The organism is Azospirillum thermophilum (genome assembly GCF_003130795.1).
GTDB lineage: Bacteria > Pseudomonadota > Alphaproteobacteria > Azospirillales > Azospirillaceae > Azospirillum > Azospirillum thermophilum.
On record NZ_CP029359.1, the window covers coordinates 161,556 to 186,821 of the forward strand.

17 protein-coding genes and 1 pseudogene are annotated in these 25,266 nt (G+C 69.0%); 8 read left to right on the top strand and 10 right to left on the bottom strand.

All coding sequences use genetic code 11. The features are described 5' to 3' along the window. Positions 1–31: 31 nt before the first annotated feature. The 5 genes from cysC to DEW08_RS30185 form a co-directional block, all read right to left on the bottom strand. Positions 32–1,939: an adenylyl-sulfate kinase gene (cysC, locus tag DEW08_RS30165; protein WP_109334430.1), complete on the bottom strand. Its 1,908-nt coding sequence runs from the start codon at positions 1,937–1,939 to the stop codon at positions 32–34. Then, positions 1,939–2,856, bottom strand: coding sequence for a sulfate adenylyltransferase subunit CysD (cysD, locus tag DEW08_RS31605; protein ID WP_109334432.1), 918 nt, complete (start codon positions 2,854–2,856; stop codon positions 1,939–1,941). The genes cysC and cysD overlap by 1 nt, the downstream gene beginning before the upstream one ends. A gap of 55 nt (positions 2,857–2,911) precedes the next feature. Continuing rightward, the gene (locus DEW08_RS30175; protein ID WP_109334434.1) at positions 2,912–5,377 is read right to left on the bottom strand and encodes a glycosyltransferase; all 2,466 of its coding nucleotides are present in this window, start codon (positions 5,375–5,377) and stop codon (positions 2,912–2,914) included. Continuing rightward, positions 5,374–6,489: a glycosyltransferase family 61 protein gene (locus tag DEW08_RS30180; protein WP_109334436.1), complete on the bottom strand. Its 1,116-nt coding sequence runs from the start codon at positions 6,487–6,489 to the stop codon at positions 5,374–5,376. The genes DEW08_RS30175 and DEW08_RS30180 overlap by 4 nt, the downstream gene beginning before the upstream one ends. A 110-nt stretch (positions 6,490–6,599) precedes the next feature. Then, positions 6,600–7,589 (bottom strand): glycosyltransferase family 2 protein, encoded by a 990-nt coding sequence (locus DEW08_RS30185; RefSeq protein WP_109334438.1) that lies wholly within the window; start codon positions 7,587–7,589, stop codon positions 6,600–6,602. Positions 7,590–7,989: 400 nt separating this feature from the next. On the opposite strand from DEW08_RS30185, the pseudogene DEW08_RS33930 reads away from it, so the two are divergent. The 4 genes and pseudogenes from DEW08_RS33930 to DEW08_RS30205 form a co-directional block, all read left to right on the top strand. Beyond that, positions 7,990–8,164 (top strand): annotated as a pseudogene (locus tag DEW08_RS33930) (integrase core domain-containing protein); the annotation flags it as partial. A 183-nt stretch (positions 8,165–8,347) separates the two neighbouring features. Beyond that, positions 8,348–10,177 (top strand): class I SAM-dependent methyltransferase, encoded by a 1,830-nt coding sequence (locus DEW08_RS30195; RefSeq protein WP_245987097.1) that lies wholly within the window; start codon positions 8,348–8,350, stop codon positions 10,175–10,177. Between the two features lie 72 nt (positions 10,178–10,249). Beyond that, a complete protein-coding gene (locus tag DEW08_RS30200) occupies positions 10,250–11,287 on the top strand; it encodes a rhamnan synthesis F family protein (protein ID WP_109334440.1) in 1,038 nt (345 codons plus the stop codon). Between the two features lie 130 nt (positions 11,288–11,417). Continuing rightward, a complete protein-coding gene (locus DEW08_RS30205) occupies positions 11,418–12,287 on the top strand; it encodes a glycosyltransferase family 2 protein (RefSeq protein ID WP_109334442.1) in 870 nt (289 codons plus the stop codon). A 25-nt stretch (positions 12,288–12,312) separates the two neighbouring features. Here the strand turns inward: DEW08_RS30205 and DEW08_RS30210 are convergent, their stop codons facing one another. The 5 genes from DEW08_RS30210 to DEW08_RS30225 form a co-directional block, all read right to left on the bottom strand. Then, entirely contained in the window at positions 12,313–13,428 is a 1,116-nt protein-coding gene (locus tag DEW08_RS30210) for a glycosyltransferase family 4 protein (protein ID WP_109334444.1), read from the bottom strand. A gap of 18 nt (positions 13,429–13,446) precedes the next feature. Further along, positions 13,447–15,669 carry a glycosyltransferase family 4 protein gene (locus DEW08_RS30215; RefSeq protein ID WP_146214798.1) on the bottom strand — a complete coding sequence of 741 codons (2,223 nt, stop codon included), beginning with the start codon at positions 15,667–15,669 and terminating at the stop codon, positions 13,447–13,449. A 32-nt stretch (positions 15,670–15,701) separates the two neighbouring features. Further along, positions 15,702–15,899 (bottom strand): hypothetical protein, encoded by a 198-nt coding sequence (locus tag DEW08_RS30885; RefSeq protein ID WP_146214799.1) that lies wholly within the window; start codon positions 15,897–15,899, stop codon positions 15,702–15,704. A 32-nt stretch (positions 15,900–15,931) separates the two neighbouring features. Next, on the bottom strand, positions 15,932–16,306 hold the full coding sequence (locus DEW08_RS30220) for a hypothetical protein (protein WP_109334448.1): 375 nt from the start codon (positions 16,304–16,306) through the stop codon (positions 15,932–15,934). Positions 16,307–16,379: 73 nt separating this feature from the next. Continuing rightward, a complete protein-coding gene (locus tag DEW08_RS30225; RefSeq protein WP_109334450.1) occupies positions 16,380–17,330 on the bottom strand; it encodes a glycosyltransferase family 2 protein in 951 nt (316 codons plus the stop codon). A 504-nt stretch (positions 17,331–17,834) separates the two neighbouring features. Here DEW08_RS30225 and gmd point away from each other — a divergent pair. The 4 genes from gmd to DEW08_RS30245 all read left to right on the top strand — a co-directional run bounded on the left by gmd (position 17,835) and on the right by DEW08_RS30245 (position 25,212). Beyond that, the gene (gene gmd, locus DEW08_RS30230) at positions 17,835–18,890 is read left to right on the top strand and encodes a GDP-mannose 4,6-dehydratase (protein ID WP_109334452.1); all 1,056 of its coding nucleotides are present in this window, start codon (positions 17,835–17,837) and stop codon (positions 18,888–18,890) included. 14 nt (positions 18,891–18,904) lie between these two features. Further along, on the top strand, positions 18,905–19,870 hold the full coding sequence (locus DEW08_RS30235; RefSeq protein WP_109334454.1) for a GDP-mannose 4,6-dehydratase: 966 nt from the start codon (positions 18,905–18,907) through the stop codon (positions 19,868–19,870). Between the two features lie 106 nt (positions 19,871–19,976). Then, positions 19,977–22,643, top strand: a complete 2,667-nt coding sequence (locus DEW08_RS30240; protein ID WP_109334456.1) for a glycosyltransferase — start codon at positions 19,977–19,979, stop codon at positions 22,641–22,643. A gap of 52 nt (positions 22,644–22,695) precedes the next feature. Then, positions 22,696–25,212 carry a glycosyltransferase gene (locus DEW08_RS30245; protein WP_168220579.1) on the top strand — a complete coding sequence of 839 codons (2,517 nt, stop codon included), beginning with the start codon at positions 22,696–22,698 and terminating at the stop codon, positions 25,210–25,212. Positions 25,213–25,266: the final 54 nt, after the last annotated feature.

The window sequence follows — 25,266 nt, forward strand, 5'->3', positions numbered from 1 at the left end:
GCGGTGTCGACCGGAAGGCGGCGCCCCCCGGTCAGGCACCGGCGATTCCGCGGACGCGCAGGGCCTCCACCACCCGGTCGGCCAGCCGGTCGGCATCCTCCGCCAGCGTGTCGAGCCGCAGCTCGGGGGCCTGCGGCGGTTCGTAAGGCGAATCGATGCCGGTGACGTTGCGCAAGCTGCCCGCCCGCGCCTTGGCGTAGAGGCCCTTGGGGTCGCGCCGCTGGCATTCGGCGAGCGGGGTGTCCACGAAGATCTCCATGAAGCTTCCCTCCGCGAACAGGGCGCGCACCATCTCCCGCTCGGCGCGGAAGGGGGCGATGAAGGCGCACAGCACGATCAGCCCGGCCTCGGTCATCAGCCGCGCCACCTCGCCGGCCCGGCGGATGTTCTCGACCCGGTCGGCGTCGGTGAAGCCGAGGTCCCGGTTCAACCCCAGCCGGACATTGTCGCCGTCCAGCAGCATGGTGTGGTGGCCGAGCGCGTGCAGCCGCCGCTCCACCCGGTTGGCGACGGTCGATTTGCCTGCGCCCGGCAGACCGGTGAACCACAGGACGGCGGGCCGCTGGCGCTTGATCCCCGCCCGCTCGGCCGCCGACACCGCCAGCTCCTGCCGGTGCAGGTTGGCGGCCCGGCGCAGCGGGTGGCGGATCATGCCCGCGCCCACCGTCCGGCTGGTGAAGCGGTCGACCAGGATGAAGGAGCCGGTATCGCGGTTGGCCGCATAGGCGTCGAAGGCCAGCGGGGCGGCGGTGGACAGGTTGCACAGCCCGACCGCGTTCAGCCCCAGCGTCGCCGCCGCCCCGTGCTCCAGCGTCTCGACGTTCAGCACATGGCGCAGCGCCGTCACGGTCGCCGGCATCCACCGCGCGCCCGAGCGCAGCAGATAGGAGCGGCCGGGGATCATCGGCTCCTCCCCCATCCACAGCAGGTGGGCGGCGAACTGGTCAGCGACCTCCGGCGCGTCCCCCGCCCCCGCCCCGGCGCCGCTCAGCAGGTCGCCGCGCGCCGCGTCCACCGCCTCCTCCAGGACCAGCGTCACCGCGTCGCCGGCCCGCGCCTCCTCCGGCTCCCCCTCCAGCGTGACGATGCGGGCGACCCGGGCCGGCGTCCCGGCCGGCCACACCGTCACACGGTCGCCGGCGGCAACCCGCCCCGACAGGACGCTGCCCGACAGGCCGCGGAAATCGGTGTCGGACGCCGCCGGGCGGGCCACCCACTCCACCAGGAAGCGCAGGGGAGCGGCGGCGCGGTCCCCCTCCCCCGGCTCGACCGCCTCCAGATGCTCCAGCAGGGTGGGGCCGCCGTACCAGGGCATCCGGGCGGACCGGTGGACCACATTGTCACCGGCGCGCGCCGACAGCGGGATGGCCGTCACCGTCGTGAAGCCGAGCGGGGCGGCGAAGGCCCGGTAGTCCCGCAGGATGGCGTCGAAGACCGCCTCGCCGAAGCCGGCCAGATCCATCTTGTTGACCGCCAGCACGATGTGGCGGATGCCCATCAGGGAGCAGATGACGCTGTGGCGCCGCGTCTGGGTCAGCAGCCCCTTGCGCGCATCGACCAGCAGCAGGGCCAGCGAGGCGGCGGAGGCGCCGGTCGCCATGTTGCGGGTGTACTGCTCGTGCCCCGGCGCGTCGGCCACGATGAAGCTGCGCCGGCTCGTGGCGAAGAACCGGTAGGCGAGATCGATGGTGATGCCCTGCTCGCGTTCCGCCTCGAGCCCGTCGACCAGCAGGGAGAAGTCGATCTCCCCGTCCTGTTCGACCCGGCCGCGGCTGTCGCGCCGGACCTGCTCGAGCTGGTCGTCGGGCACCAGCCCGGCGTCGTGCAGCAGGCGGCCGATCAGCGTGGACTTGCCGTCGTCCACCGACCCGCAGGTGAGGACGCGCAGCAGTCCGTGCCCGGTGCTCCTTTCCGGTCCGCCGGAGGCTGGAGAGTCCATCAGAAATATCCCTCCCGCTTCTTGCGCTCCATCGCCGCCGGCTCGTCGCCGTCGATCAGCCGGCCCTGCCGTTCCGAGCTGCGTGAGGCGCGCATCTCCGCGATGATCTCCTCCACCGTCGCCGCACCGGACGGGATCGCGCCGGTCAGCGGATAGCAGCCGAGCGTGCGGAAGCGGACGCGCAGCCGCTCCGGTACCTCGCCGGGATCGAGCGGCAGCCGCTCGTCGTCCACCATGATCAGGGTCCCCGACCGCCGGACCACCGGCCGCTCCGCCGCGAAATAGAGCGGGACCACCGGCAGCCGCCGGGCGGCGACATAGCGCCATACGTCCAGCTCCGTCCAGTTCGACAGCGGGAAGACGCGCACCGTCTCCCCCGGCTGGAGCCGTGTGTTGTAGAGCCGCCAGGGCTCCGGCCGCTGGTCGCGCGGGTTCCAGCCGTGGCCCGGGCTGCGGATGGAGAAGATGCGCTCCTTGGCCCGGCTCTTCTCCTCGTCCCGCCGGGCGCCGCCGATCGCCGCGTCGAAGCCGTGGCGGTCGAGCGCCTGGCGCAGCGCTTCCGTCTTCATGACGCGGGTGTGCAGGGCCGATCCGGAACGCACCGGATCGATGCCGCGTGCCGCCCCTTCCTCGTTGCGATGGACGATCAGCTCGACCCCCAGCCGGCGCACGGTCTCGTCGCGGAAGGCGATCATCTCGCGGAACTTCCAGCCCGTGTCGATGTGCAGCAGCGGGAAGGGGAGCGGACCGGGATGGAAGGCCCGGCGTGCCAGATGCAGCAGGACCCCGCTGTCCTTGCCGATGGAGTAGAGCAGGACCGGCTTGCGGAAGGCCGCTGCCGTCTCGCGCAGGATGGAGACCGCTTCCGCTTCGAGAAGCCGGAGATCTTCGGGCAAGGGGGGAGGAGGGTGGGGCATTACGGGGTCCGCTGCATGTCCGTCCGCGGTCGCTCCGCCGGGGGCCGGAGCCAGTCTATCGGGCGGCCCGCCCGCCCGCCACGCGCAGCAGGGCGTTCAGCGCCGCCTCCGGCGTGACGGGGGAGACGACGAAGCCGTTGGCCCAGCAGCGCAGCCGCTCCGCCGGCGCGCCGATGTCGAAGACGCCGACCGGCAGCCCCAGCCCGACCACCTCGTCCAGCACGTAGCAATAGGTCTCCGGCCAGATGGAGGGCAGGAACACGGCGTGACATCCCCGCTCCGCCAGCAGGCCGGGAAGCTGGTCCGGGCTGTAGGGGCCGTTGTCGCGGAAATGGGCCGAGCCGATCGGCCGGTCGATGTTGCCGAACAGCTCGAAGGCGACGGGGAGCCGGTGCGCCTCGGCCAGCCGCACCATCGCCTCCAGCATGCGGGAGCCCTTGGCCACCCCGATGCCGCCGACCACCGCTACCCGCAGGACCGGGCCGGGCGGCGGGGGCGGCAGCGGCGCCACCGTCACATGGTCGGCCAGGTGCGGGATGATGCGCACCCGCTCGTCGCGCAGGGCGAAGGCCCGCCGCATGACGGCGAGCGCGCTCCGGGAGAAGAAGACGTGGCGGTCGGCGAGGTCGAAGATCTCCTGCCAGGCCCGGCGATGCGCCGCCAAGTCCAGGGTTCCGCCTTCCGGGACACGGAAATGCGGATTGGCGGGCGCGCAGGCCCGGCAGCGCTCCGGTCCCGGCACGCCGCAGAAGCGGTCCTCCGCGTCGATCAGGTTCAGCGACGGGCAGACCGGGAAATAGTCGTGGTGCAGCAGCCGCAGCGGCACCTCCCGCCCGCAGAGCTCCCCGGTCCGCAGCGTCCGCAGGAAGGCCATCACGGCGTCCGGCGCCCGATAGCCGACCAGGGAGCCGACGACCGCCTCGCTCAGCGGCAGCACCCGCGCGAGGGCCGCGAGATCGGCGAGGTCGTTCGCCGGGAAATCGAAACGGCCGTCGGCGTGCAGCAGCTCGATGTCGAGCGCGCCGTCCGGCATGCCGACCCGCGGCCGCAGGGCCGGACGCACCAGAAGCACCGCCTTGCCGGCCGCCTGAAGCCGGGCGATCTCCTTGGCGCGGAAGGCGGCCGTGCCGCCGCCGCCGGCATGGTCGAACAGCAGGACCGTGCGCGGCCGGCCGAGCCTTCCCTGGGCCACCGCGGCGGCGGCGGCGCGCAGGGGGCGCAGCGGATCGGCCCGGATGAAGTCCTGCACCTCGGCGTCGAACTCCGGATAGCGCTGTCGGATGATCTCGCCGGACGCCGCGATGCGGCCCTGCTTCTCCTGGCTGGAGAAGCTGCCGCCATGCTTGTGGTGGACGTAGAGGTTGGGGATGGCGACGTTGGCGAAGCCGTGGCGCATGGCGCGGCGGCACCAGTCCACCTCCTCGCCATAGCCGCGCCCGAAGGCCTCCAGGTCGAAGAAGCCGATCTCCCGCAGCACCCGCCGGTTCAGCGCCATGCAGAAGCCGACGCCGGTCGGCAGCTCGACCGGCGGCAGCTCCGCCATCGCGGCGAAGGCCGCGTCGATCTCGCCGACCGCAGCGCCCAGGAAGGGGGCGTTGTCGTCCGGCATGGCGGGGAAGCCGCAGATGGTGCCGGCGTTGGTCAGCGGCGTGGTGCTGGCGATCCAGGGCATCCGCTCGATCGGCCCGACCAGCCGCTCCAGCCATCCGGCCGGCAGCTCGACGTCGGTGTTCAGCAGCACGACATGGCCGTCGGGGTTCAGCCGCGTCGCCGCCTCGACCCCGGCGGCGACGGCGCGCGGATAGCCTTCGTTGCGCGGCTTGGCGACCACGGCGACGTTGTCGAGCGAGCAGCCCAGCGCCACCAGGAAGGCGGTGATGCTGCGGTCGGGGTTGCCGTCGTCGACGAAGACGATCCGGTGGCAGGGCTCCACCGTCTCGACCAGCGACTGGAGCAGCGGGGCGAGGAACGGCTTGCCGCCGAAGACCGGAACCACGATGGAGACCGGGGCCTGCAGCGGTGCCGGGCGGCGCGGCGCGGCGGCGAACAGACCGAGCGCCTCGTGCGCCCGCGTCAGGGCGGCCGGCAGGGCGGCGGCGAAGCGCGGTCCCCGCTCCGTCAGGAAGCCGTACTCCATCACGGCGATGCCGCTGCCGTCGGCCGGTCTCCAGTCGTGCAGGGCCGTCCCGTTGCGGACCAGCAGCGGGGCGAAGGCCTGCTCGCCGCCTGCACCCAGCCGCAGCCACACCGCCCGGGCGTCGCCGGGCAGGACGGCCGCGAGGTCGAAGCCGGACCGGTCGGCCATCGGTGTCCCGAGCGACAGCCCGACATCGTGGCGGTCCAGTCCGCTGCTCAGCCGGTCGGCGGCGGATGCGGCGGGCGGCGCGCTTCCATTGCCGGCGAGGGCCTCGATCCGGCAGGGACCGTGGCGGTGGTGGAAGGCCCAGCCCTCCACACGAAGGTCGGCGCCGACGGTGACCTTGTCGATGCAGAGCCTGAAACCGCTGTCGGGCGTGATCATGGCTGTCCTTCGGCGGTCCGGGCGATGCCGAACAGTCCGGCAGCGTCGGCAGGATCGAGGATCAGGTCGGTGTCCCACGGCATGACGCCGCGGACCGGTCCGGTCTGAGCGCAGCGGACTTCCAGATAATCGAGCCCGCGCAGGGTGGCGATGAACCAGAAGAAGGTGTCCGGCATGCTGGCCGGGGTCAGGGCGACCACGCGGCTTCCCGGCGGCAGGAAGATAATGTTGGTCATGGCCGCTCCCATGACACCCGCCACCTCCCCCGCCCCGGAGAACAGCGCGATCTGGTCCGGCAGGGCGAGCAGGCCCGGCTCCACCGGGACCCAGCCCGCTCCCTGGGCCTGCAGCAGAAGATCATCCTCTCCCGTCAACCGCCGGAACCCCGCGGCCTGGCGGCTGACGAACAGACGACGGGCAGGCGGTGGCATGCCGGGACGGCCGGCCGCCACCGCATCGGACAGCGCCCGGACGCAATCCATCACCAGCGGCGACATGTAGACGCCGTGTTCGGTCAGCCCTTCCACGAGGATCAGCTCGTCGAAGCGGCGCGGCTCGTCGCCGGCGACCACAGCGCGGGCCGGATCGATCCCCAGAAGGGCGAGCGACGATGCCATCGAGGCGCGGATCTGTCCCGGCACGTCCGCCACCAGGAAACGGGGAGCGAGGTTCGGCAGATGGCTTGCCACGAGATGCGCCTTCGGCAGCATCTCCATCATCCAGTGACCGTAGTTGCCGACGCCCCTCTTCTTGCACAGCACCACCGGACCTTCCCGGTCGGCCGGCCCTGACCCGGTGGCGATGGCGGCGAGGACGGCGGCCTGTGCCCTGGCCACCTCCGCTCCGCTGTGCTGGGTGATCGTTTCGCGGTAGAGCGCGCCATCCTGGTCGAAAACCAGGCCTTCCCGGGCGACCCAGACGTCCCGCAGCCGCAGGATGCGTACCCGCCGTTCCTCGAACCGTCCCATTGCCCAGGTACCTTCCATGGAATGGAGGACGGGTGGCGGGATCAGCCCGGCGTGGCGCAGGGCGGGCGGGCGGGCGTCGAAGGCAGGTGAGGAAAGGACCAGGAGATCCGAGTCTGTCGGCAGGCTGATCAGGGCAGGCGGCATGGGAGCGTCGGGATCCGCAGCGGCGTTGTCCGGCCGTCCCGGCGCCGCCCGCGACTATAGCCGCAAGCCCGTCCGGGAGAAAGCGGGCTCGTTCCGGTCGGGAAAAGCGCTCATCCCTGCGGCTTGGCTTTCCCCAGGCCGCACAGCAGGTCGGGCAGGGCCCGCCACAGCAGCGCCGTCCCGCGCAACACGGCACCGGCATCCCGCGGCGATCGCGCGACGAGTGCGTGGACCAGCCGCGCCAGCGGTTCCACCAACAGGCTGACGGCCGCCACCAGCACCGTGCCGGTCATGCCGAAATGCTTGGCGGCGAACTGGATCCGGCTGCGCAGCGAATAGAACAGCCGCAGGTCGCGCACCCGGTCGGTGGTGCCGCCGCCGCGGTGGTAGGCCTCCGCCCCGGCGAAATGCACCACCTCCCATCCCGCCTGCCGGGCGCGCAGGCAGAGGTCCACATCGTCGAAATAAACGAAGAAGCGCTCGTCGAAGCCGCCGAGCCGCTCGAACAGGTCGCGGCGGATCATCAGGAAGGCGCCCATCACCTGATCGACAGGCCGCGTGTCGGCATGGTCCCAGTCCGTCATGAAGTGCGGCGGGAAGCAGGCGGGCCACAGCCGGTCCAGCCCAAGCGCCTGAGCCAGAATGCGGCCCGGCGTCGGGAAGCGGGCGCAGGCGCGCTGGGTTCGCCCCGCCTCGTCCACCAGCCGGATGCCGAGGATGCCGGTCCGGGCGCTCGCCGGTTCCTCCAGGAAGGAGAGGGCGGGCGCCAGGGAAGTGCCCGATAGCCGGGTGTCGGGGTTGAGGAACAGCAGCCAATCGGACCGGGCCCCGGCGGCGCCCTGGTTGCAGGCGGCGGCGAAGCCGCGGTTCGCGGGGTTTCGCAGCACGGCCAGCGGCACCTCCGACGTCTCTGCCGACGTCTCTGCCGACGCCCCTGTCTCCAGCCCATCCGCCGAGCCGTCGGTGGAGGCGTTGTCGACCACCACCATCCGCTCCAGCGTAAAGCCGCCGGTCAGCGCCGCCGGCAGCGACGCGACGCACTGTCGCAGCAGTGCACCGGAGTTCCAGTTCACGGTGACGATGGTCAGGCTGGGGGGCATGGGACGGAATGACGGCAATGTCGGAGGACGCCACCATGGCACGGTGCGGTGGCGGGAAGCCAGTTGGAGTGACCTGTGCCCCCGACCGGAACCCCCCTCCAGGGGAAATGCGGGTTTCCGGCAAGATTGCCGGCCTGAGCCTGAACAAGGCGATGCTCCAGGAGGAGCTGGCGAAAAGGCATGACGACTGGTCGGCGGCGGGAGATCATCCGGTGGCTGCAGGATCGCTATCGGGGGAGCGAACGCCGGAGCTGTGCGGCGATGCGCTTTGACCGCAGCTCGCACCGCTACAAGACGATCCGGGACGACCAGGCGCCGCTGCGCCAGCGGATCAAGGAGATTGCCGCCACGCGGATCCGCACGGCTATCGGCGGATCCACATCCTGCTGTGTCGGGAGGGCCGGACAAGCCGACCGACAACGCCGTCATCGAGTCCTTCAACGGGCGTTTTTCGGGATGAGTGTCTGAACACGCATTGGTTCTTGAGCCTGGAGGATGCCCGCGCCAAGATCGAGGCCTGGAGGCGGCACTATAACGAGGATCGTCCTCACGCATCCCCGGGGGCCCTGACACCGGCCGATGAAGCGCCGGACCTCTCGCCCCGCCTGGAGGAGTTTCGGGTCGAGGATCAGTCTCAGGTCACACAGTTTCTGGTTATGGAAGGACTCTCGATGTTGAGCGGATCCCGCCCACGCTTGTTGCCGTGGTCATAGGCTGTTAAGAGAGCGGGGCTCACTGGATCGATGCAGAGGACGGGGATGGAAAAGATCGAGATGGGTGGCGCGGAAATCATCAACTGGACCAAGACGATCACGTGGGAGAGTGATGACTGCCATCTGAATGCCACCTGCCCGGCCTGTGAGGATGCGGGAGCCAAGCGGATTCGTCTGAAGGTGCGCTCCCCTTGGCCTCCGCACGATGAGCAGCCTTTGGTTGTATGCCAATCCTGTGGTACTGCCTTCCATCCGACCATGGGGCAGCCTCCCTATGAGGCAGTTCTCGATCCCTTGGTGGATGTCTACTTGGAGCAGAACGCCGGCATCGACGTAATGGCAGAGCTTCTTGCCGCCGTCGATCCTGCCGGCGTGCGTCGCTATATCGAGATTGGCTGCGGCTTCGGCTTCCTGCTGGACTACGCCCGTACTGCCTTCGGCTGGGAAGCCCGTGGTTTCGATCCAGGATATAGTGCTCGCTTAGGGCGAGAGGTGCTCGGTGTAGACATTCAGCATGTCTATTTGCATTCGGCAGCCGATGCTGGTGCGGAACCATTCGATCTCGCACTGTGCGCAGAGGTAATCGAGCATGTCTTCGAGCCGGAAAAACTGTTGGTTATTCTGCGTGACGTTCTGACGACGAACGGCACACTCTTGCTCACCACGCCCAGTGCCAGTGGCATTCGTCCGGAGACGCAGCCGGGAACCCTGCTGTCACTTCTCTGCCCTGGCTACCACTATGTCCTCTATAGTCCACAGGGGATAGAGCTCCTGCTCCGGCGCGTCGGTTTTAAGAGTGTCTCGGTGATTGACCGTGGCCACACGCTACGGATTGCTGCCTCCGTCGGGGAGGAGCTGCGGGCCGACCTGACCCGTGCCTTCGATCGGAGTTCTTACCATGATTATTTGCGCACCCGAATCAAAACGACAGATCCGGTCTCGCCGCTGGGGGTTGGATACCGCTACCGGCTGCTGAAGGAGATGACCAACGCTGGTGATTTCAAAGCTGCTCATGCTGCGCAGTCTGAAGTCGCCGAAGTCTTTCTCCGGCGCTGGAATATCGATCTGGCTGATCCTGCCGCCCTGTATGCGAAGCTCTCGGAGTCCGTACAACCGGACAGTATCGATGCCTACCACGCCCTTTATCCATTCTGCCTGGGTAATGTCCTGTATTTCAGCGGCATATTGGCGTGGCTAGCTGACGGTCAACGTGACATTGCATACACATGGTTCCAGGCTGCAGCGCTTGCCGGTGAGCGGATGCGCGCAGCTTTGCACATTATTGGGGCCGATGACGAGGAAAGCGAAGAGCTGATGTGGCGGGCGCGGGGCTTCGTGGCGCACCTGCTGGCGTGGGATCGACCAGCGGATGCCGCGGAGGAGGTGCTGCGGTTGGGCGACCACCCAAGCCCGCTGCTGGGAGAGCGGATTCCGGCGTACATCCTGGAGGACACCCAGCGGAAGATCTTCGTCGACCTGGTGAATCTCGGCCATTATGCGGCGGCCGACCGGCTCGTGGTGCCGGTGGAGGCCGCCCTGCCGGCCGAGGGGGCCGTTCTAGCCTCCACCGCCTTCGCGCTCGGCATCCTCACCCTCAACCATCGCAAGGCGCCGCGGGCGGCCGCCGACTTCTTCGGCCGCTCCTACGAGGCCTGCATGGCGCTGCCCGACCGCGAGACCGCGCCGATCGCCCGGTCTCTGCTGTGGCCGGCGCTGTTCCATCAGGGACAGGCGCTCGTCAATGCCGGACTGAAGCAGGAGGCGGGCGAAGCCCTGCGCGCCATGTTGAAGCCGGCCGCCGGCCTGCCGCCGCTGCCGCTCGAGCTGCGGGCGCGGGCGGAACTGCTGGTCCGTACCCAGCATCTGCCCGTCTGATGCGGCCCGGGGGATCGATCCCCGTCGATCCAGAAGCCCAGGCCGAACCGTTCCAAGGATGACCCGGTTCCGATGATGCAGTTGCTCCGCCTTCCCCTGCGCCTGCGCTTCGTGTTCGTTTGGTTGATCGCACAGTCCAAGCTTCTCGGAGCCTACCTCTCCTATGCGGCCAGTGTGACCCGCAAGGCGAGCTATGTCCGCGAGCGCCTCGAAGGACGCCATCCGCTGGCCGGCGCGCGCCGGGTGGTGGTGTTCGTCCATTACGACCGGCAGGGCGTGGTCCACGATTTCGTGCAGCATTATCTGCGCCAGCTCCGCGACCTCGGCTTCGCCATCGTCTTCGTCAGCAACTCGCCGAAGCTGGGGCAGCTGGAAAGCCTGCAGGATCTGTGCGCCCTGATCATCCGGCGCGACAATGTCGGGTATGATTTCGGCGCCTACAAGGAAGGCGTCGCCGCCATTCCGGACCTCGGTGCGTTGGATATGCTGCTGCTCGCCAACGACAGCGTTTACGGGCCGCTCTACCATCTGGCCGGCGTGCTGGACCGGATGGATCCGGCGGTGGCCGACGTCTGGGGCGCGTCGGACAGCTGGGAATTCTCCTTCCACCTGCAGAGCTATTTCCTGCTGTTCCACCGCAAGGCCCTCGCCTCCCCGGCCTTCGCCGCCTTCTGGACGGGGCTGCGCTACGTCCAGTCCAAGACCTGGGTGGTGCGCAAGTACGAGGTCGGGCTGACGCGGGCGCTGCGCCGGGGCGGCCTGCGCTGCCGCGCCGCCTTTCCCTACCGCCAGGCGGCTTCCGCCCTGGTCGAGGCTGTGCTGGAGCGCGACATCGCCGGCGATGGCCTGGATCCGGTGCGCAGGAGCTTCATCCAGCAGATTTTCCGCACCATCAACGCCGGGGTGCCGCTGAACGGGACGCATTTCTTCTGGGATTACCTGATCTCCCAGATGGACTTCCCCTTCCTCAAGCGCGACCTGCTGCAGAAGAACCCGGCCCGCATCCCGCTGCTGACCTACTGGGAGCGGGTGGTGAAGCAGTCCACCGACTACGACACCGACCTGATCCTGCGCCATCTGGAGCTGTCGCTGAAGAACCGCAGCGTCTGAGGGCTGCTTCCCGGGCACATGCGTGGACAAAGAGCAGGTGACCTGTTCGTCGCCCCTTCCCGTTGCGCACGGTGCGCCCTATGGTGCGCACCGCACAGGTCCGGTCGCCGTGCCGTAAACGAGATCATCGATGGAAGAGCCCCTGGTCAGTATCGTCATACCCGCCTTCAACCGGGCTCATACGCTGCGTCGTGCCATCGCAAGCGTGCTGGCCCAGGAGATCGCGGACTGGGAGCTGATCGTGGTGGACGACGGGTCCTCGGACGGCAGCGCCGACATTCCCCTTTCCTATAACGATCCGCGCATCCGGGTTCTGCGTCACGAGCGGAACCGGGGGGCCGCTGCGGCGCGCAATACCGGGGTCGGAGCGGCCCGCGGCCGCTACATCGCCTTTCTCGACTCCGACGATGAATGGCTGCCCGGCAAGCTCGCCACCCAGCTTGCGGCAATGGAGAAGCCGTCGGGCGCGCCTCAGGTCTCCTGCACCGGCTTCGTCCTCCATCGCGAGGAGAGCGGCCGTTACAGCGAGCGCCGGCCGAAGGCGGACGGGAGCTGGTTCGACACGATGCTCGACGGCTGCTACGTCTCCCCAGGCTCCACCATGATGGTGCGCCGCGACTGCTTCACCGCGGTGGGGCCGCTCGACGAGGGGCTTCCCCGGCTGGAGGATTGGGACTGGCTGCTGCGCTGCATGGAGCGCTTCTCCTTCGACTGCCTGCCGATGCTGGGAACGGTGGTGCATGTCAGCCGGCGGCCGCATTCGGCCGCGGTGGCGGTCGCCATCGACCGGCTGCACAGCCAGCACGCCGAACGGGTCCTGCGGGTCTCCGGCCCGGAAGGGCTGCGGCGCTTCCGGGCCAGCCTCGCGATCGAGCAGGCGGTGGCGGCGGTGCACGAACGCTCCTTTCCCAGTGCGGTCGGCCATATCGGCCGGGCCTTCGCCCGCTCGCCGATGCGCACGACGCGCTTCCTGGCCCGTTGCGCGGTGCGCGTCTTCTGACCTGCCTATGCCGCCGGAGCCCGCTTCAGCGATGGACGGGCAGGCGCCGGTAGAGTGCGACCAGCTTTTCCACTGCCGCCGCCCAGGTGAAGTCGCGGGCGCGCCGCCGTCCGGCCTCGACCAGCCGGTCGCGCAGCGCCCGGTCGCCGATCAGCCGGTCCAGAGCTCCGTGCAGGGTTTCCGGCGTTCCCGGATCGAAGTAGAGCGCGGCGTCCGCGGCGATCTCGGGAAAGCAGCTGCGGTTGCTCAGCACGGCCGGGCAGCCGTTGGCGAAGCTTTCCAGGATGGGCAGGCCGAACCCTTCGTAGAGCGAGGGGTAGATGAAGGCCTCGGCATGAGCATAGGCCCGGGCGAGGTCGGGGGCGGCCAGCGTATGCTGGTGCAGGCGTGCTGCGCAGCCGGCCTCCTGGAAGGGACGCCGTTCCTCCTCTGCGAGCGGGCCGCCGCCGACGCAGACCAGATGCAGGTCGGGCCGTCGGGCCAGGCAGGCGGCCAACGTACCCGCCACCCCGGCGAAATTCTTGTAGCCGTCGCGTCGGCCGACCAGCAGGAGATAGCGGTCCGGAAGCCCCATCCCCGCGGGTTGTCCCGGCGCCCATACCGCGTCGCCGGAGAGCCCGTGATGGATCACCGTCACCCGGTCCGGGTCCAGGCCGTAGAGCCTGACCAGATCCGCCTTGGTGGTCTGCGACACCGCGACGATGGCGGAGGCGGCCTCGCACAGGGCCCTCTTGCCGGGATGGACCATGTCGGGATGGGGGAAGGCCGCCGGCATCAGCTCCGGCGCCATGTCATGGACGGTGACCACCAGGGGCCGGTCCTCCAGCAGGTCGAGGTAGCCGGTGTCGTAGAAGGTCGGGTGGAAGACGTCGAAGGACATCCGACGCAGCGCCCGCCGCATCAGGCGCTTGTTGTGGGCGCGCAGCAGGGTCCGCTTGCCGGGGAAATGCCGGCCGTCCAGGAAACCGCAGACGTTCAGGTCGGGCTGGTCGATCAGATGCGCGTTGATCACCCGGCGGAAGGGCAGCAGCACCTCCACTCCCGGATGCGTCTGCAGCCCCGCGATGACCTCGGCGAAGCAGCGGGAGACGCCGCCATGGCGCTGGATGGAAAAGATGTGGTCGTCGAACAGGATGCGCATCTGATCAGCGCCGCCCCCTCAGCGGCGCCATCGTACGCCCAGCCGGCCGAGGACCGCCAGCGTCACCCGGCGCAGCCGCCAGAAGGGGCTGTTCTGCATGCTCGACAGTTCGTTCTGCACGGCCTGCAGATGCTGTTCCGCCCGTTGCAGGCGGCGGCGCAGCACCCAGGGCGAATCCTCATCCTCCATCGCGCCTGGAGCCGACCCGCCGGCCGCCTGGATGGTCCTGACGTCGTTCCAGAGGGTTGAAGGCGGGGCGAGGATGCCTGTTTTGAGGCTCCGGACGGTTTCGCTCATGGTCTGGGCCATGGTCTGGGCCATGGCGGGGAAGGTGAAGCGTGCGGCCTGCTCCAGGCCGCGGTCGACCAGTTCGGCGCGGCGGCCGGGATCGCGGGTCCGGGCGATGGCGTCGAGCAGGCCTTGCGCGTCGTCCTCCCCGACGAACAGCGCCGCCTCGCCCGCCACCTCGAGGATCGAGGAGTTGGCGCAGGTGATGACCGGGCAGCCGCAGGCCATCGCCTCGACGATCGGCATGCCGAAGCCCTCGTAGCGCGACGGGTAGACCAGCGCCTGCGCCCCGGCATAGGCAAAGCGCAGCTCCTCGTCGGGCAGCGACAGCCGCACCGTGCGCACCCCCGGCGCCAGGGCGCGGAACATCGGCTCGACCTCCGGCCGGCCGCCGATGCACACCACCGTCAGGTCGCCGGCCCGATTACCGGAGGCCGCCTCCTGTCCCAGGGCGCGGAACAGCAGCAGCCCGTTCTTGTAGCCCTGGTAGCCCGAGCGCTCGCCGACCATCAGCAGGTAGGGCCCGTTCAGCCCATGGCGGGCGCGGAAGGCCGCCACCTCGTCCAAGGTGGCGGGGCGGAAGCCGGCGTCGACGCCGCAGTAGGCGACCGCCGTGCTGCCCGCCGGCACCGAGGGGAACAGCCGCTCCAGGTCGCGCGCCGAGTTGTGCGAGATCATGATGTGGGCGCAGGCGTGCCGGATCGCCCGGTGCTTCTCGCGCCACGCCTCGTCCTCCAGCGGGAAGCCGAGCGCCTCGGGGATCATGTCGTAGCCCATGAACAGCGACGGCGTCGTCGTCGGCGTCGAGTAGTAGGTGGAGACGAACAGGTCCGCCCCCTCCTCCTCGCACAGCCGCTGCAGGTACAGGCTGTCCGCCCCGGTGGCGTCGTAGCTGTGGGCGCGGATGGTCCGGGTATGCACGCCCGGGATGCGCGGCGCCGTGCCGGCGCGGTCGAGCAGCAGCACATGCCGGGCGAAGCCCGAGGCCACCCACGCCTTCAGCACCGCCGTCCACACCCGCGCGATGCCCGAGTTGAGGTGCTGGTAGAACACCCCGTCCACCAGGATCTTCGGATGCACCGCCGGCAGCGCCCGCCGGAGCGCCGCCACCTCGTCCGGATCGCGGAAGCGCCAGCCGCCCGCCGCCCCGCTGCCCTCCGGCACCGCCAGCGGCACCACGCCGCGGGCGGCGGCCAGGTCGGTCAGGGTGGTGTCGGTGACCCAGGGCAGATAATCCTTCAGCAGCACCGGCCCCGCCGCCTCGCGCTGCAGGCGCCACCAGTGGGCGGTGGCGTCGCGGTAGCCGTAGTAGCTCTCCTTGAAGGCGGCCTGCGCCTCGGTGGCGTAGGCGAAATGCTGGAAGACGACGCCGGCCTCCTCCATCTCGTCCTGGGTGAAGGGGTCGGCCGCGGCGACGTTGCGGCCGTCGGCGTCGGCCAGCACCGGCGGCTCGTGCGCCGCCCACCGCATGCCGGGGGAAAAGCGCCAGGTGCGCAGCCACTCCTGGCGCGGGTTCTGCGCGTAGTTGTGGCGGGTGGCGATGATGCGCTCGGGCCCGACGAAATAGTCGCACCAGTAAAAGGCGGCGCTGCGCCCGGGATTGTCCTGGAACAGGGCGTGGACGGTGCGGATCTGCCCGGCCGTCCACAGCTCGTCGGCATCGACCTGCCAGAGCAGGCAGTCCTCGCCGATGGACGGCAGCGGCGCGTTGACCATCTCGCGCTTGCCGTCCCAGAACTCGCCCGGCGGCTTGCGGTAGAGCGTCACCCGGTCGGGATGGCGCGCCGCCAGCTCGTCCAGATAGGCCGAGGTGCCGTCGTTGCTGCGCCCGCGGTCGTGCACGCTGTCCAGAACCCGCCCGCCCGACGCCACGCTCCACGCCGTGTCGTGCTTGAGGGACGCCACCCCCTCCACGATGTGCCAGTGCCACTCCATCGGAAGCTGGGAAAACACCCCCTCGTGATACCGGATGAACGGCTCCCCGTTCAGCACGATCGTGAAAAAATGAATCGGCAGACCCCCCCAAGACCAACACGGCGGAAGGCCGCGTAGCCGCCCGCAGGGTCGTCGTGCAGCACCTGCCAGCCTGGCCGCGTCAGCAGGCGGTGGCGCAGCAGCCAGCCGGTGCCGCTTTCCGCCGGCTCCGCCAGCAGGACGAGACTGGCATCCTCGGCCAGATCCAACGCCTTCAGGCCGGCGAAGCCGGCGTTCTCGATCAGCAGGATCTCGAAGTCGCCGCGCTCCTGCCGGCGGAAGTCGAGGGGGGTTCGGCCCCGGCGGCCCCCTCCCGGCGCCGGCCCTCTTCCTCCAGCCGGTCGAGCAGGAGGGCGAGCGGCGGCTGGTCGGGATCGTCGCGCAGGCGCAGCCAGGCCTCCGCCACTTCATGGGCGTTCGGAAGGGAACCCGCTCCGCCGTCCACCAGCACCGGCCGCCGGGGATTGCGGGCCAGCCCACGGGCAAGGGCTTCCCGTCCCGGGCCGCTGCCGACGGCAAGGGCTCGTACGACCGGTTCGCTGCTGGCGAACCGTTCGACAAGGGAGGTGAAACCGGACGGGAGGGAGCCGGCGGCGGGCGGCAGGGAGGACGGCATAGGCGGAGGCTCTGTTGGGCGACGGTTTGGTCGCAGACACGACTGGCGGGAACGGTTATGGGATGACCGGGGGTCAGCCGGCCCAATCCTTTGTCCATCCGATCCGGCGAAGGCAATAGCCGATCGACTGGGTGAGGAAGCGGCCGGGCCAGAGGGGATCGGTTGCGGCCCCGCCGCGCGCCAGCGTCACAGCATCGGCCGGCTGTCGAGCTGCCAGGGCGTGGACCGCCGCCCTGCCGACTTCCAGCGCATGCCAGGCGCGCGCCTCGTGCCGCAGGGCGGGTGGAGCGTCCGGATCCTGCATCCAGCGCCGGGCGAGCCGCAGATGCTCGTCCAGCCATGGGACGGTATGCCGCATGCCGCCGACGATGGTCAGAGAGCCGGCATGCTGCCGGTAGGCATAGACCGGCTCCGCCACCGGAACCGTCCGCATCCCGGCGGTCCAGGCCCGCAGCAGGAACTCCCGGTCGCCGGCATAGCGGTAGGACGGATCGTAGACACCCACCCGGTCGTAGAACTCGCGGCGGAAGAAGCGGGCGTTGATCATCGGGACGCCACGGCACAGGTCGAGCGGCCTCAGCCGTTTCATGGCAGGGTCGTCGTAGCGGCGCAGTTCCCGCAGGACGCCGTCTCTGCCGGCCTCCATCACTACGGCTCCACCGCAGGCCGCATCGGCCTCCGGGTTGGCGGCGAGCGCCCGCTCCACGGCGGCGAGGGCGCCGGGTAGCAGCGTGTCGTCGGTGTTGAGATGCCCGATGATGCGGCCGCGCGCGATGGCGAGGGCGCGGTTGATCCCGTCATAGAGTCCGCTGTCCGGTCCGGTCAGGACGCGCAGGTGCGGATAGCGGGCCAGCACCTCCAGCGTGCCGTCGGTGGAGCCGCCATCGGCCACGATATGCTCGACCGTTACGTCCCGCTGGGCCAGGACGCTCTCCACCGCCTCCGCGACGAGGCTGACCCGGTTCAGGCAGGGCGTGACGATGGTGAAGGTCGGTGCGCCGGCCTGCGTCGTCCCCTGCTTCATTCCGCAGAGGCCTTGCTCTGTATGGCCTGTGCGGGGCGGCTGGGCCGTGAGCGCACCGGATCGATGGTCTTGGCTGCAGGCCGGAGGTCGGCCTCATGAAGTGGATCGAGCATGAAACCGGAAAGCTGCCTTTTCTCAAGGGCCGCCCAGGCAGGGCTGCCGCACCGGGAGGAAACCACCCCCGTCAATGCCCGCTGTCTACCACACTCCTCGCCACAGGGCTCCACTCTTGTCTTTGCCCGGTGTCTTCGCTAAGCCGGACGCTGCCGGGCAGCGAGGTAAACCCCCCGTGGCGGCACTGTCCGACGATACTATAGGACTGGAACAGTTACGGGGACGAAGCAGGTGCCCGGCCATTTTCCAGGCGCAGCGGGGTACACAACCCCGCTGTTGACGGCTCCACGGAAAAGACCGTAGTTTCCGTCCACTTCTGAAGTGCCGCCATCTTCTAACCGTGCTGCCTGAATGCAGCCTAGACCCTAGCCTGAGAAACAGGAGCGAGCATTGAGCAAGGTTGCTTTGATCACTGGTGTCACGGGACAGGATGGCGCCTACCTGGCGGAGCTCTTGCTGTCGAAGGGCTATACCGTCCACGGAGTCAAGCGGCGTTCCTCCTCCTTCAACACGGAGCGCGTGGAGCATCTTTACCACGACGTCCATGAAGGCGATGTCCGGTTCCGGATGCACTATGGCGACCTGACCGATGCGACCAACCTGATCCGCATCGTGCAGGAGGTCCAGCCGGACGAGATCTACAATCTGGCGGCCCAGAGCCATGTGCAGGTGAGCTTCGAGACGCCGGAATACACGGCGAACTCCGACGGGCTCGGCACCCTGCGCCTGCTGGAGGCGATCCGCATCCTCGGGATGGAGAAGAAGACCCGCTTCTACCAGGCTTCCACCTCCGAGCTGTACGGTCTCGTGCAGGAGACGCCGCAGAAGGAGACCACGCCCTTCTATCCGCGCAGCCCCTATGCCGCCGCCAAGCTCTATGCCTACTGGATCACGGTGAACTACCGTGAGGCCTACGGCATCCACGCCTCCAACGGCATCCTGTTCAACCATGAGGGGCCGACGCGCGGCGAGACCTTCGTGACGCGCAAGATCACCCGTGCCGTCGCGGCGATCCAGACCGGCCGCCAGAAGGCGCTCTATCTCGGCAACCTGGACGCCAAGCGTGACTGGGGCCATGCCCGCGACTATGTCGAGGGCATGTGGCGCATCCTCCAGCAGCCGCAGGCCGACGATTACGTGCTCGCCACCGGCGAGACCCATTCCATCCGCGAGTTCGTCGAGCTGGCCTTCGGCTGCGTCGGCCGCAAGATCGAATGGCGCGGCACGGGTGTGGACGAGAAGGGCATCGATGCCGCCACCGGCGACGTGCTGGTCGAGGTCGATCCGCGCTATTTCCGCCCGACCGAGGTCGACCTGCTGCTGGGCGATCCGTCCAAGGCGCATGCCAAGCTGGGCTGGAAGCACACGACCACCTTCCCCGAACTGGTGCGCGAGATGGTCTCCAGCGACCTTGCCCGCCTCGAGCGAGAGACGGCGGCGCGCTGACCTGAGCAAGGACGATGGCTCGTACCGCGCTGATCTTTGGCGTCTCCGGTCAGGACGGCGCTTATCTTGCGCAGTTTCTGCTGTCCCGCGGCTATGCCGTCCACGGCACGTCGCGGGACAGCGAAATCGCGTCGTTCCGGAACCTGGAGATTCTCGGGATCCGCGGGGATGTGCAGGTGCATTCGGTTGCCTTGCACGATTTCCGCAACATCGTGCAGGTCATCCGGCAGGCCAAGCCCGACGAGATCTACAATCTCTCGGCACAGTCGGCCGTCGGCCTGTCCTTCGAGCAGCCGGTCGAGACGATCGACAGCATCCTGAACGGCACGCTCAACATCCTCGAGTCCATTCGCTTCCTGGACATCGACACCCGGTTCTACCATGCCTCGTCGAGCGAAAGCTTCGGCGACACGCTCGACGGGCCGGCCAGCGAGGCGACGGCCTTCCGCCCCTGCAGCCCCTATGGCGTGGCCAAATCGGCGGCGCACTGGCTGGTCGCCAATTACCGGCAGGCCTATGGCCTCTTTGCCTGCTCCGGCATCCTGTTCAATCATGAATCGCCGCTGCGGCCGGCGCGATTCGTTACCCGCAAGATCATCCGCGGGGCCATCGCCGTAGCCCAGGGCCGGCTGTCCAAGCTGGAAATGGGCAACCTGTCGGTAGCACGGGACTGGGGCTGGGCACCCGAGTATGTGGACGCGATGTGGCGGATGCTGCAGCAGGAGACGCCGGACGATTTCGTGATCGCGACCGGCCGCATGCATGCGCTGGAGGATTTCGCCCGTATGGCTTTCGAGCGCTTCGGGCTCGACTGGCGCGACCATGTGGTGCAGGACAGGATGCAGCGCCGGCCCATGGACATCCACTACAGTGTGGGAAACCCGGCCAAGGCGGAGGCCCGGCTGGGATGGAAGGCCAAGACGCTGCTGCCTCAGATCATCGAGCACCTGATCGAGGCCGAGCTGGCCTCCGCGTCGTGAGGAGTCGGGAGCACCGGGCACGGTCGCTGCGCCTGACGAAGATGGTGGCACGCTCCATCGCGTGAGGGGTGGGACCGGACCTCTCTTTTCGGAGGCAGGTGGGACGGTGCGGGACTCGGTTCGCAAATTCCTCTACTTCGTCGGGCATACCATCCAGGCGGACGGCCGCTCGGGAGTGCAGCGTGTCGTCGTCAATCTGGCGCGGGAACTTGCCAGGATCGCCGATGTCGATTTCGTGACCTGGGACGCCCCCCAGAACCAGCTCCGCTACGCAGACCGGACCGAGCTGGAACAGTTGTTCCGCTCGCGGACCCTGCCGCCGGGGGTCAAGGTCAACCGCTATGCCCGGCGCGTGGACCACCGGTTTGCCGACACCCTGCCGGCCGGCGAACCGGTCTGGCTGATCCAGCCGGAGATCGCCTATCACGCCCCCCAGGGCAACGATGTCTTCGCCCGTATCGTCGCCCAATGCCGCGAATACGGGATCCAGGTCGCCTCGATCTTCTACGACCTGATCCCGATCACCAATCCCGACTATGCCCTTCACCGGAGCGTCCACACCGTCTACGTCAACCGTCTGGCGCAGAGCGATCTGATCCTGCCGATCTCGCGCTATTCCGCCGATGCCCTTCTGGACCACTATGTCCGGCTGGCCGGGCGGGCCGTCGCAGGGGCGGCCGCCATCGCGTCGCGGATCCAGGCCATGCCCCTCCCCGACCGCGACGACGGGATCCTCCATCCCGCCGACGCCCCGGCCCGGCACCCGGAGCGGATGATCCTGTCTGTCGGAACGGTCGAACCGCGCAAGCGGCAGGTCGAACTGATCCGGGCGTTCAAGGCGCTGAAGGACGGGCCGTTGCGCGGCTGGAGGCTGGTGATGGTCGGGTCCCTGCATCCGGCCGTGGCGCAGATCTTCCGGTCGCTGACCGACGACGATCCGGCCATCGACTATCACGGCTATCTGCCGGATGCGGAGATCGAAGCGCTGTACCGCCGGGCTGCCTTCTCGATCTTTGCCTCCAACGACGAGGGATTCGGTCTGCCGATCTGCGAGAGCCTGGCACGTGGGGTTCCCGCGGTTTGCGCGGAGTTCGGCTCCATGAGGGAGATCGCCGAGGGCGGCGGCTGTCTGACGGTGGATGTCAATGATCTCGCCGCCCTGACCCTCGCGCTTGAGCGCATGGCCACCGACCCGGCATTGCGGGCCCGGCTCGACGCGGAAATCCGGACCCGGATCTTCCGCGGCTGGGCGGACTACGCGCGGGAGGTCGTTTCCGTTGTCTCCGCCCGCGATGACCGAATTGCCGCCGGACAGGACAGGGCTGTCTTGCGCAGAGCCCTCCAGGATCTCGGTGCCGGCGGACAGGATGCTTCCGTGGCGGTTCGCGACCTGCCGCTTTCGGCGGGAGTGCTGCAACTCTGCGCCTGCGATCCCGCACATCCGGCAGCGCCGGCTGCCGTGGCCGGGCTTCCCGCGCTGCCGGAGGGCTGGAGCCGGGCCTTTCTTCTGCGGTCGGAGACGGTCGGGCCGCTCCTGGGCTGGACGCGGGAGGCCGCTGCGGTTCTTTTGTCATCCGACGCCTGCCTGGCGCCCAGCGCGGCGCTCGACCAGGTGCTGATCGGGCTTGCGACCGTCACGTCCTTCACCGAGCTGCCCCCCGGACTCATGGTCGGCCGGCCCGACCATGCCGAGCTGGAGGAGAAGGGGGCCGAGGCTCTAGCCGCATTGATGCGCCGCAAGGCCCTGCGCCGCACCGTCCGGGACCGGGAGCGGATGCTGATGGCTCTCGCCGGCGCGACGGAGCCCGCCTATGCCGAGCTTCGCAAGGCTGCCGGCGACCAGGCGGAAGGCGCGCTCCTGACGATCGCCGTATCGACCTACAACCGTTACCCGTTCCTGCGGGAGAATGTCCGCTGGTTGCTGGAGCAGACGGCCTCCTGTCGGGACGCGGTGCGGCTGCTGGTGATCGACAATGATTCGACCGATGGCAGCTGGCGGCTGCTGCGGGAGGAGTTCGACGGCGAACCGGTCGAAATCCGGCGCAACTGCGCGAACGTCGGCATGCTCGGCAATCTCCGGGTCTGCGCCGCCGCCGTGTCGACTCCCTTCACCTGGATGATCGGCGACGACGATTACATCATGCCGGATGCCGTTCCGGCCGTGGTGATGCAATTGCGCGAGCGGCCGGAGCTGCCCTTCCTGTTCGTCAATTTCGGAGTTTATCACCGCGAGCGGTTCGGCAATGGGGATCGTGCCGCCGGCTTCATCGGCGAACGGACCGTGCTGGCGCCCGAACCATCGCCATCGGGATCATGCATGGTGCGCGAGGCGGCGGCGGAACACGACAACCTGTTCACCGCCATCTACCCCATCGTCTTCCGCACCGACCTCGCAGCGGCCTGTTTCAATTTCCCCTTCGACGGCGCCCCGTTCAGCACTCTGGTGGAATGCGTGCCGACGACACGGATGATTCTCGGCACCTATCCGGAGGCCCCGGCCTGGTGGAGCGCGCCCGTCGGAATCGTCGGCAACGCAGTGAACTCCTGGCGCCATTGGCGCGTGCGGTGGCATGGAGCGATGATGCCGGAGATCATCGCGCTCGCCGACGAGGCGGGGGTCGATCCGGCGAAGCTGCGCCCCTGGTCGGAAATCCATTGGGATCTGTTCCTGGAGGCCAGGGGATTGTACCCCGACGCCCGTTTCGCGGAGGATGTCGGGCCGGCCTCGCTGGACTGTGCCCGGCGCGTGTTCCGCCGCGACCCGGTCGCGTGATGCCGGGGGCTCTTCGGTGAAGCCGGTCCCGAGACAGTGGAGAAGTGGCCCCATGGAGTTTTCCGCCGGATCGCCTGCGTCGCCCGTGCTGCCAGGAGCCGAGGCGCCGCCCAGCCCGGCCGCATGGAGCCTTTCGGCCTCTCCCCTGCTCGATCCGCTCTACTATGCGGCCCGGTGCGGCCTGCGCTTTGCCACGGCGGAGGATGCCGCCGCCCATTACGTGACGACCGGCTGGCGGGCCGGACTGGATCCCCATCCTCTGTTCGACACCCGCTGGTATCTGCAGCGCTATCCGGACGTGGCCGGGACGGGGGCCGACCCCCTCAGCCATTATCTGCTGATCGGTGCGCGCGAGGGCCGCTCGCCCAATCCGCTCTTCCTGCCGGACTGGTACAGGACCCACGCGCCCGAGGCGGCCCAGATGCCTGTCGACCCGCTGGTCCATTACGCCCTGGCCGGCGGCGCTCTGGGATATGATCCGTGTCCGCTGTTCGATACCGGCTGGTACGCTGCGGCCAATCCCGACGCCGCCGCGTCGGGCCTGACGCCGCTCGGCCATTACCTCCACGTCGGCAGCCGGCGTGGCGCCACCCCCCACCCCCTGTTCGATCCGGTCTGGTACAGGGAATCCAACGGCGATGTCGCGGCGTCCGGCCTCGATCCGGTCGTCCATTATCTCCACTGGGGCCGTAACGAGGGGCGGGCCCCCAACGCCTTCTTCGATCCGGCCTGGTATCTGGACAGTTATCCCGATGTGCGGGGTGCCGGCGTCGATCCGCTCTGGCATTTTCGGGAGCATGGCTGGCGCGAAGAACGCGACCCGTCACCGCGGTTCTGCACCCGCTGGTACCTCGACAGCTACCCTGATGCCGCGGCGACCGGGGATAACCCGCTGATCCATCACCTGCGCATCGGCCAAGCCGAGGGGCGGCCCGCCTATCCCGGGGATCCGGCCGGCCTGCGTCCGCTGACCCCGGATTTCGCCCTTGGCGACGTCGTGTTCGACAGATGGCGGGCGGCTGCCTTCGCCTCGGCCGGGGCGGCTGCGGGGAAACGGTTGCCCCTGTCCCCGCCTCCCCGACTGCTCGTGGTTGTTGCGGCCGGCGATGCGGCGGAGGCGGCGCGGCTGCCGGCATCGCTTGCAGCCTTGTCAAGCGGTGCAGCCTTGGCCGGGCTGGCGGACTGGCTGGTCTTCGATGCGACAGGCGCCGCAGCGATGGGACGGCTAGCGGCCGATGTGGCCGTATGTACGGGGGTCGAGGCGCTCGCCGCCCGGCTGGATGCCTGCGGCGAGACCGATCTGGTCTGCTTCCTGCGCGCGGGCGACCGTATCGATGCGCCGGCGCTCGCCGCGCTGGAGCGGGCGGCGGCGGAGGGGGGGCTTCTCATCCTCTTCGACCTGTATTATCGCCGGAACGGCAGCGTGTATCCCCTGCTGCTGCCGGGCGTGGACCTGATCCATGCGTTGAACTGCGACTATTTCCGCTCGCGTTTCGCGGTCCGGTCCCGGCTGGCGGCGGCGGCTGTGCGCTCGACCGGGCAACCGGGTGGTCATGCTGCCGCACTGCGTATCCTCTCCGGTCTGACGCTGGGCCGTAACTACGGCGCGCTCGCCCACGTCCCTCTGCCGCTCGTCGAGGTCCCCGATCAGGGGGAGGCGATCATTGCGGAGCGGCTTGCTCTGCTCGATCCCGCAACTCCCGTGGCCTATCTGCCCTCCGGTCAGGATCCGGCGCCCGCGGCCGGGACGGGCGTATCGATCATCATCAGCACCAAGGACAAGGGGCGGCTCACCGATCTGCTGGTCCGCCAGATCCTTGCGCTGGGCGATCTGGTCGAGGATGTGGTGATCGTGTCGAACAATACGGCCAACGGGGTCGCGCGCGCCAATCTTGCCCGCTTGGCGGACCATCCCAAGGTGACGCTTGTCCGCCATGACCACCCTTACAACTTCTCGATCCAGTCCAACCTCGGCGCGCGCAGGGCGAAGGGGGAAACCCTGCTTTTCCTCAATGATGACATCGTGCCGGTCACGACCGACTGGCTGGAGGAGTTGCTGGCCCCCTTCACCAATCCGGAGGTGGCGGTGGCCGGCCCGCTGCTGCTCTATCCGGACGAACGGGTCCAGCATGGCGGCATGTTCCTCGGCTACAACGGCATCGCCGGGCACACGCTGCGCTACGCCTCGCTGCCGGAAGAGGACTATCTGTTCATGGCGAGCGCGCCGCGGGAGGTATCGGCCGTGACCGGCGCGGCGCTGTTGATCCGGCGCGGCGTGTTCGAGGATCTCAACGGCTTCGACCCGCAGTTGGCGACTTATCTGCAGGACGTGGATCTGTGCCTGCGCGTCGTGGAGACGGGGCACCGCGTCGTCTTCACGCCGCGCCCGGTCCTGCTGCACATGGAATCGGTGTCGTTCCATGGCATGTTGAAAGACACGGCATTTCAGGAGCAGCGCCGCCTGGAATGCCGCCATTTCACCGACCGCTGGGGAGCGCGGGTCGCCCGTGACCGCCACCATAACCCCTGCTTTGCGCCGAACGACGAGACCCTGCAGACCCTGCGGTGACCGGAGAGGTCGGAGCCGGGCGGGACCTTGCCCGCTCGGTACCGCTGCTCAGGC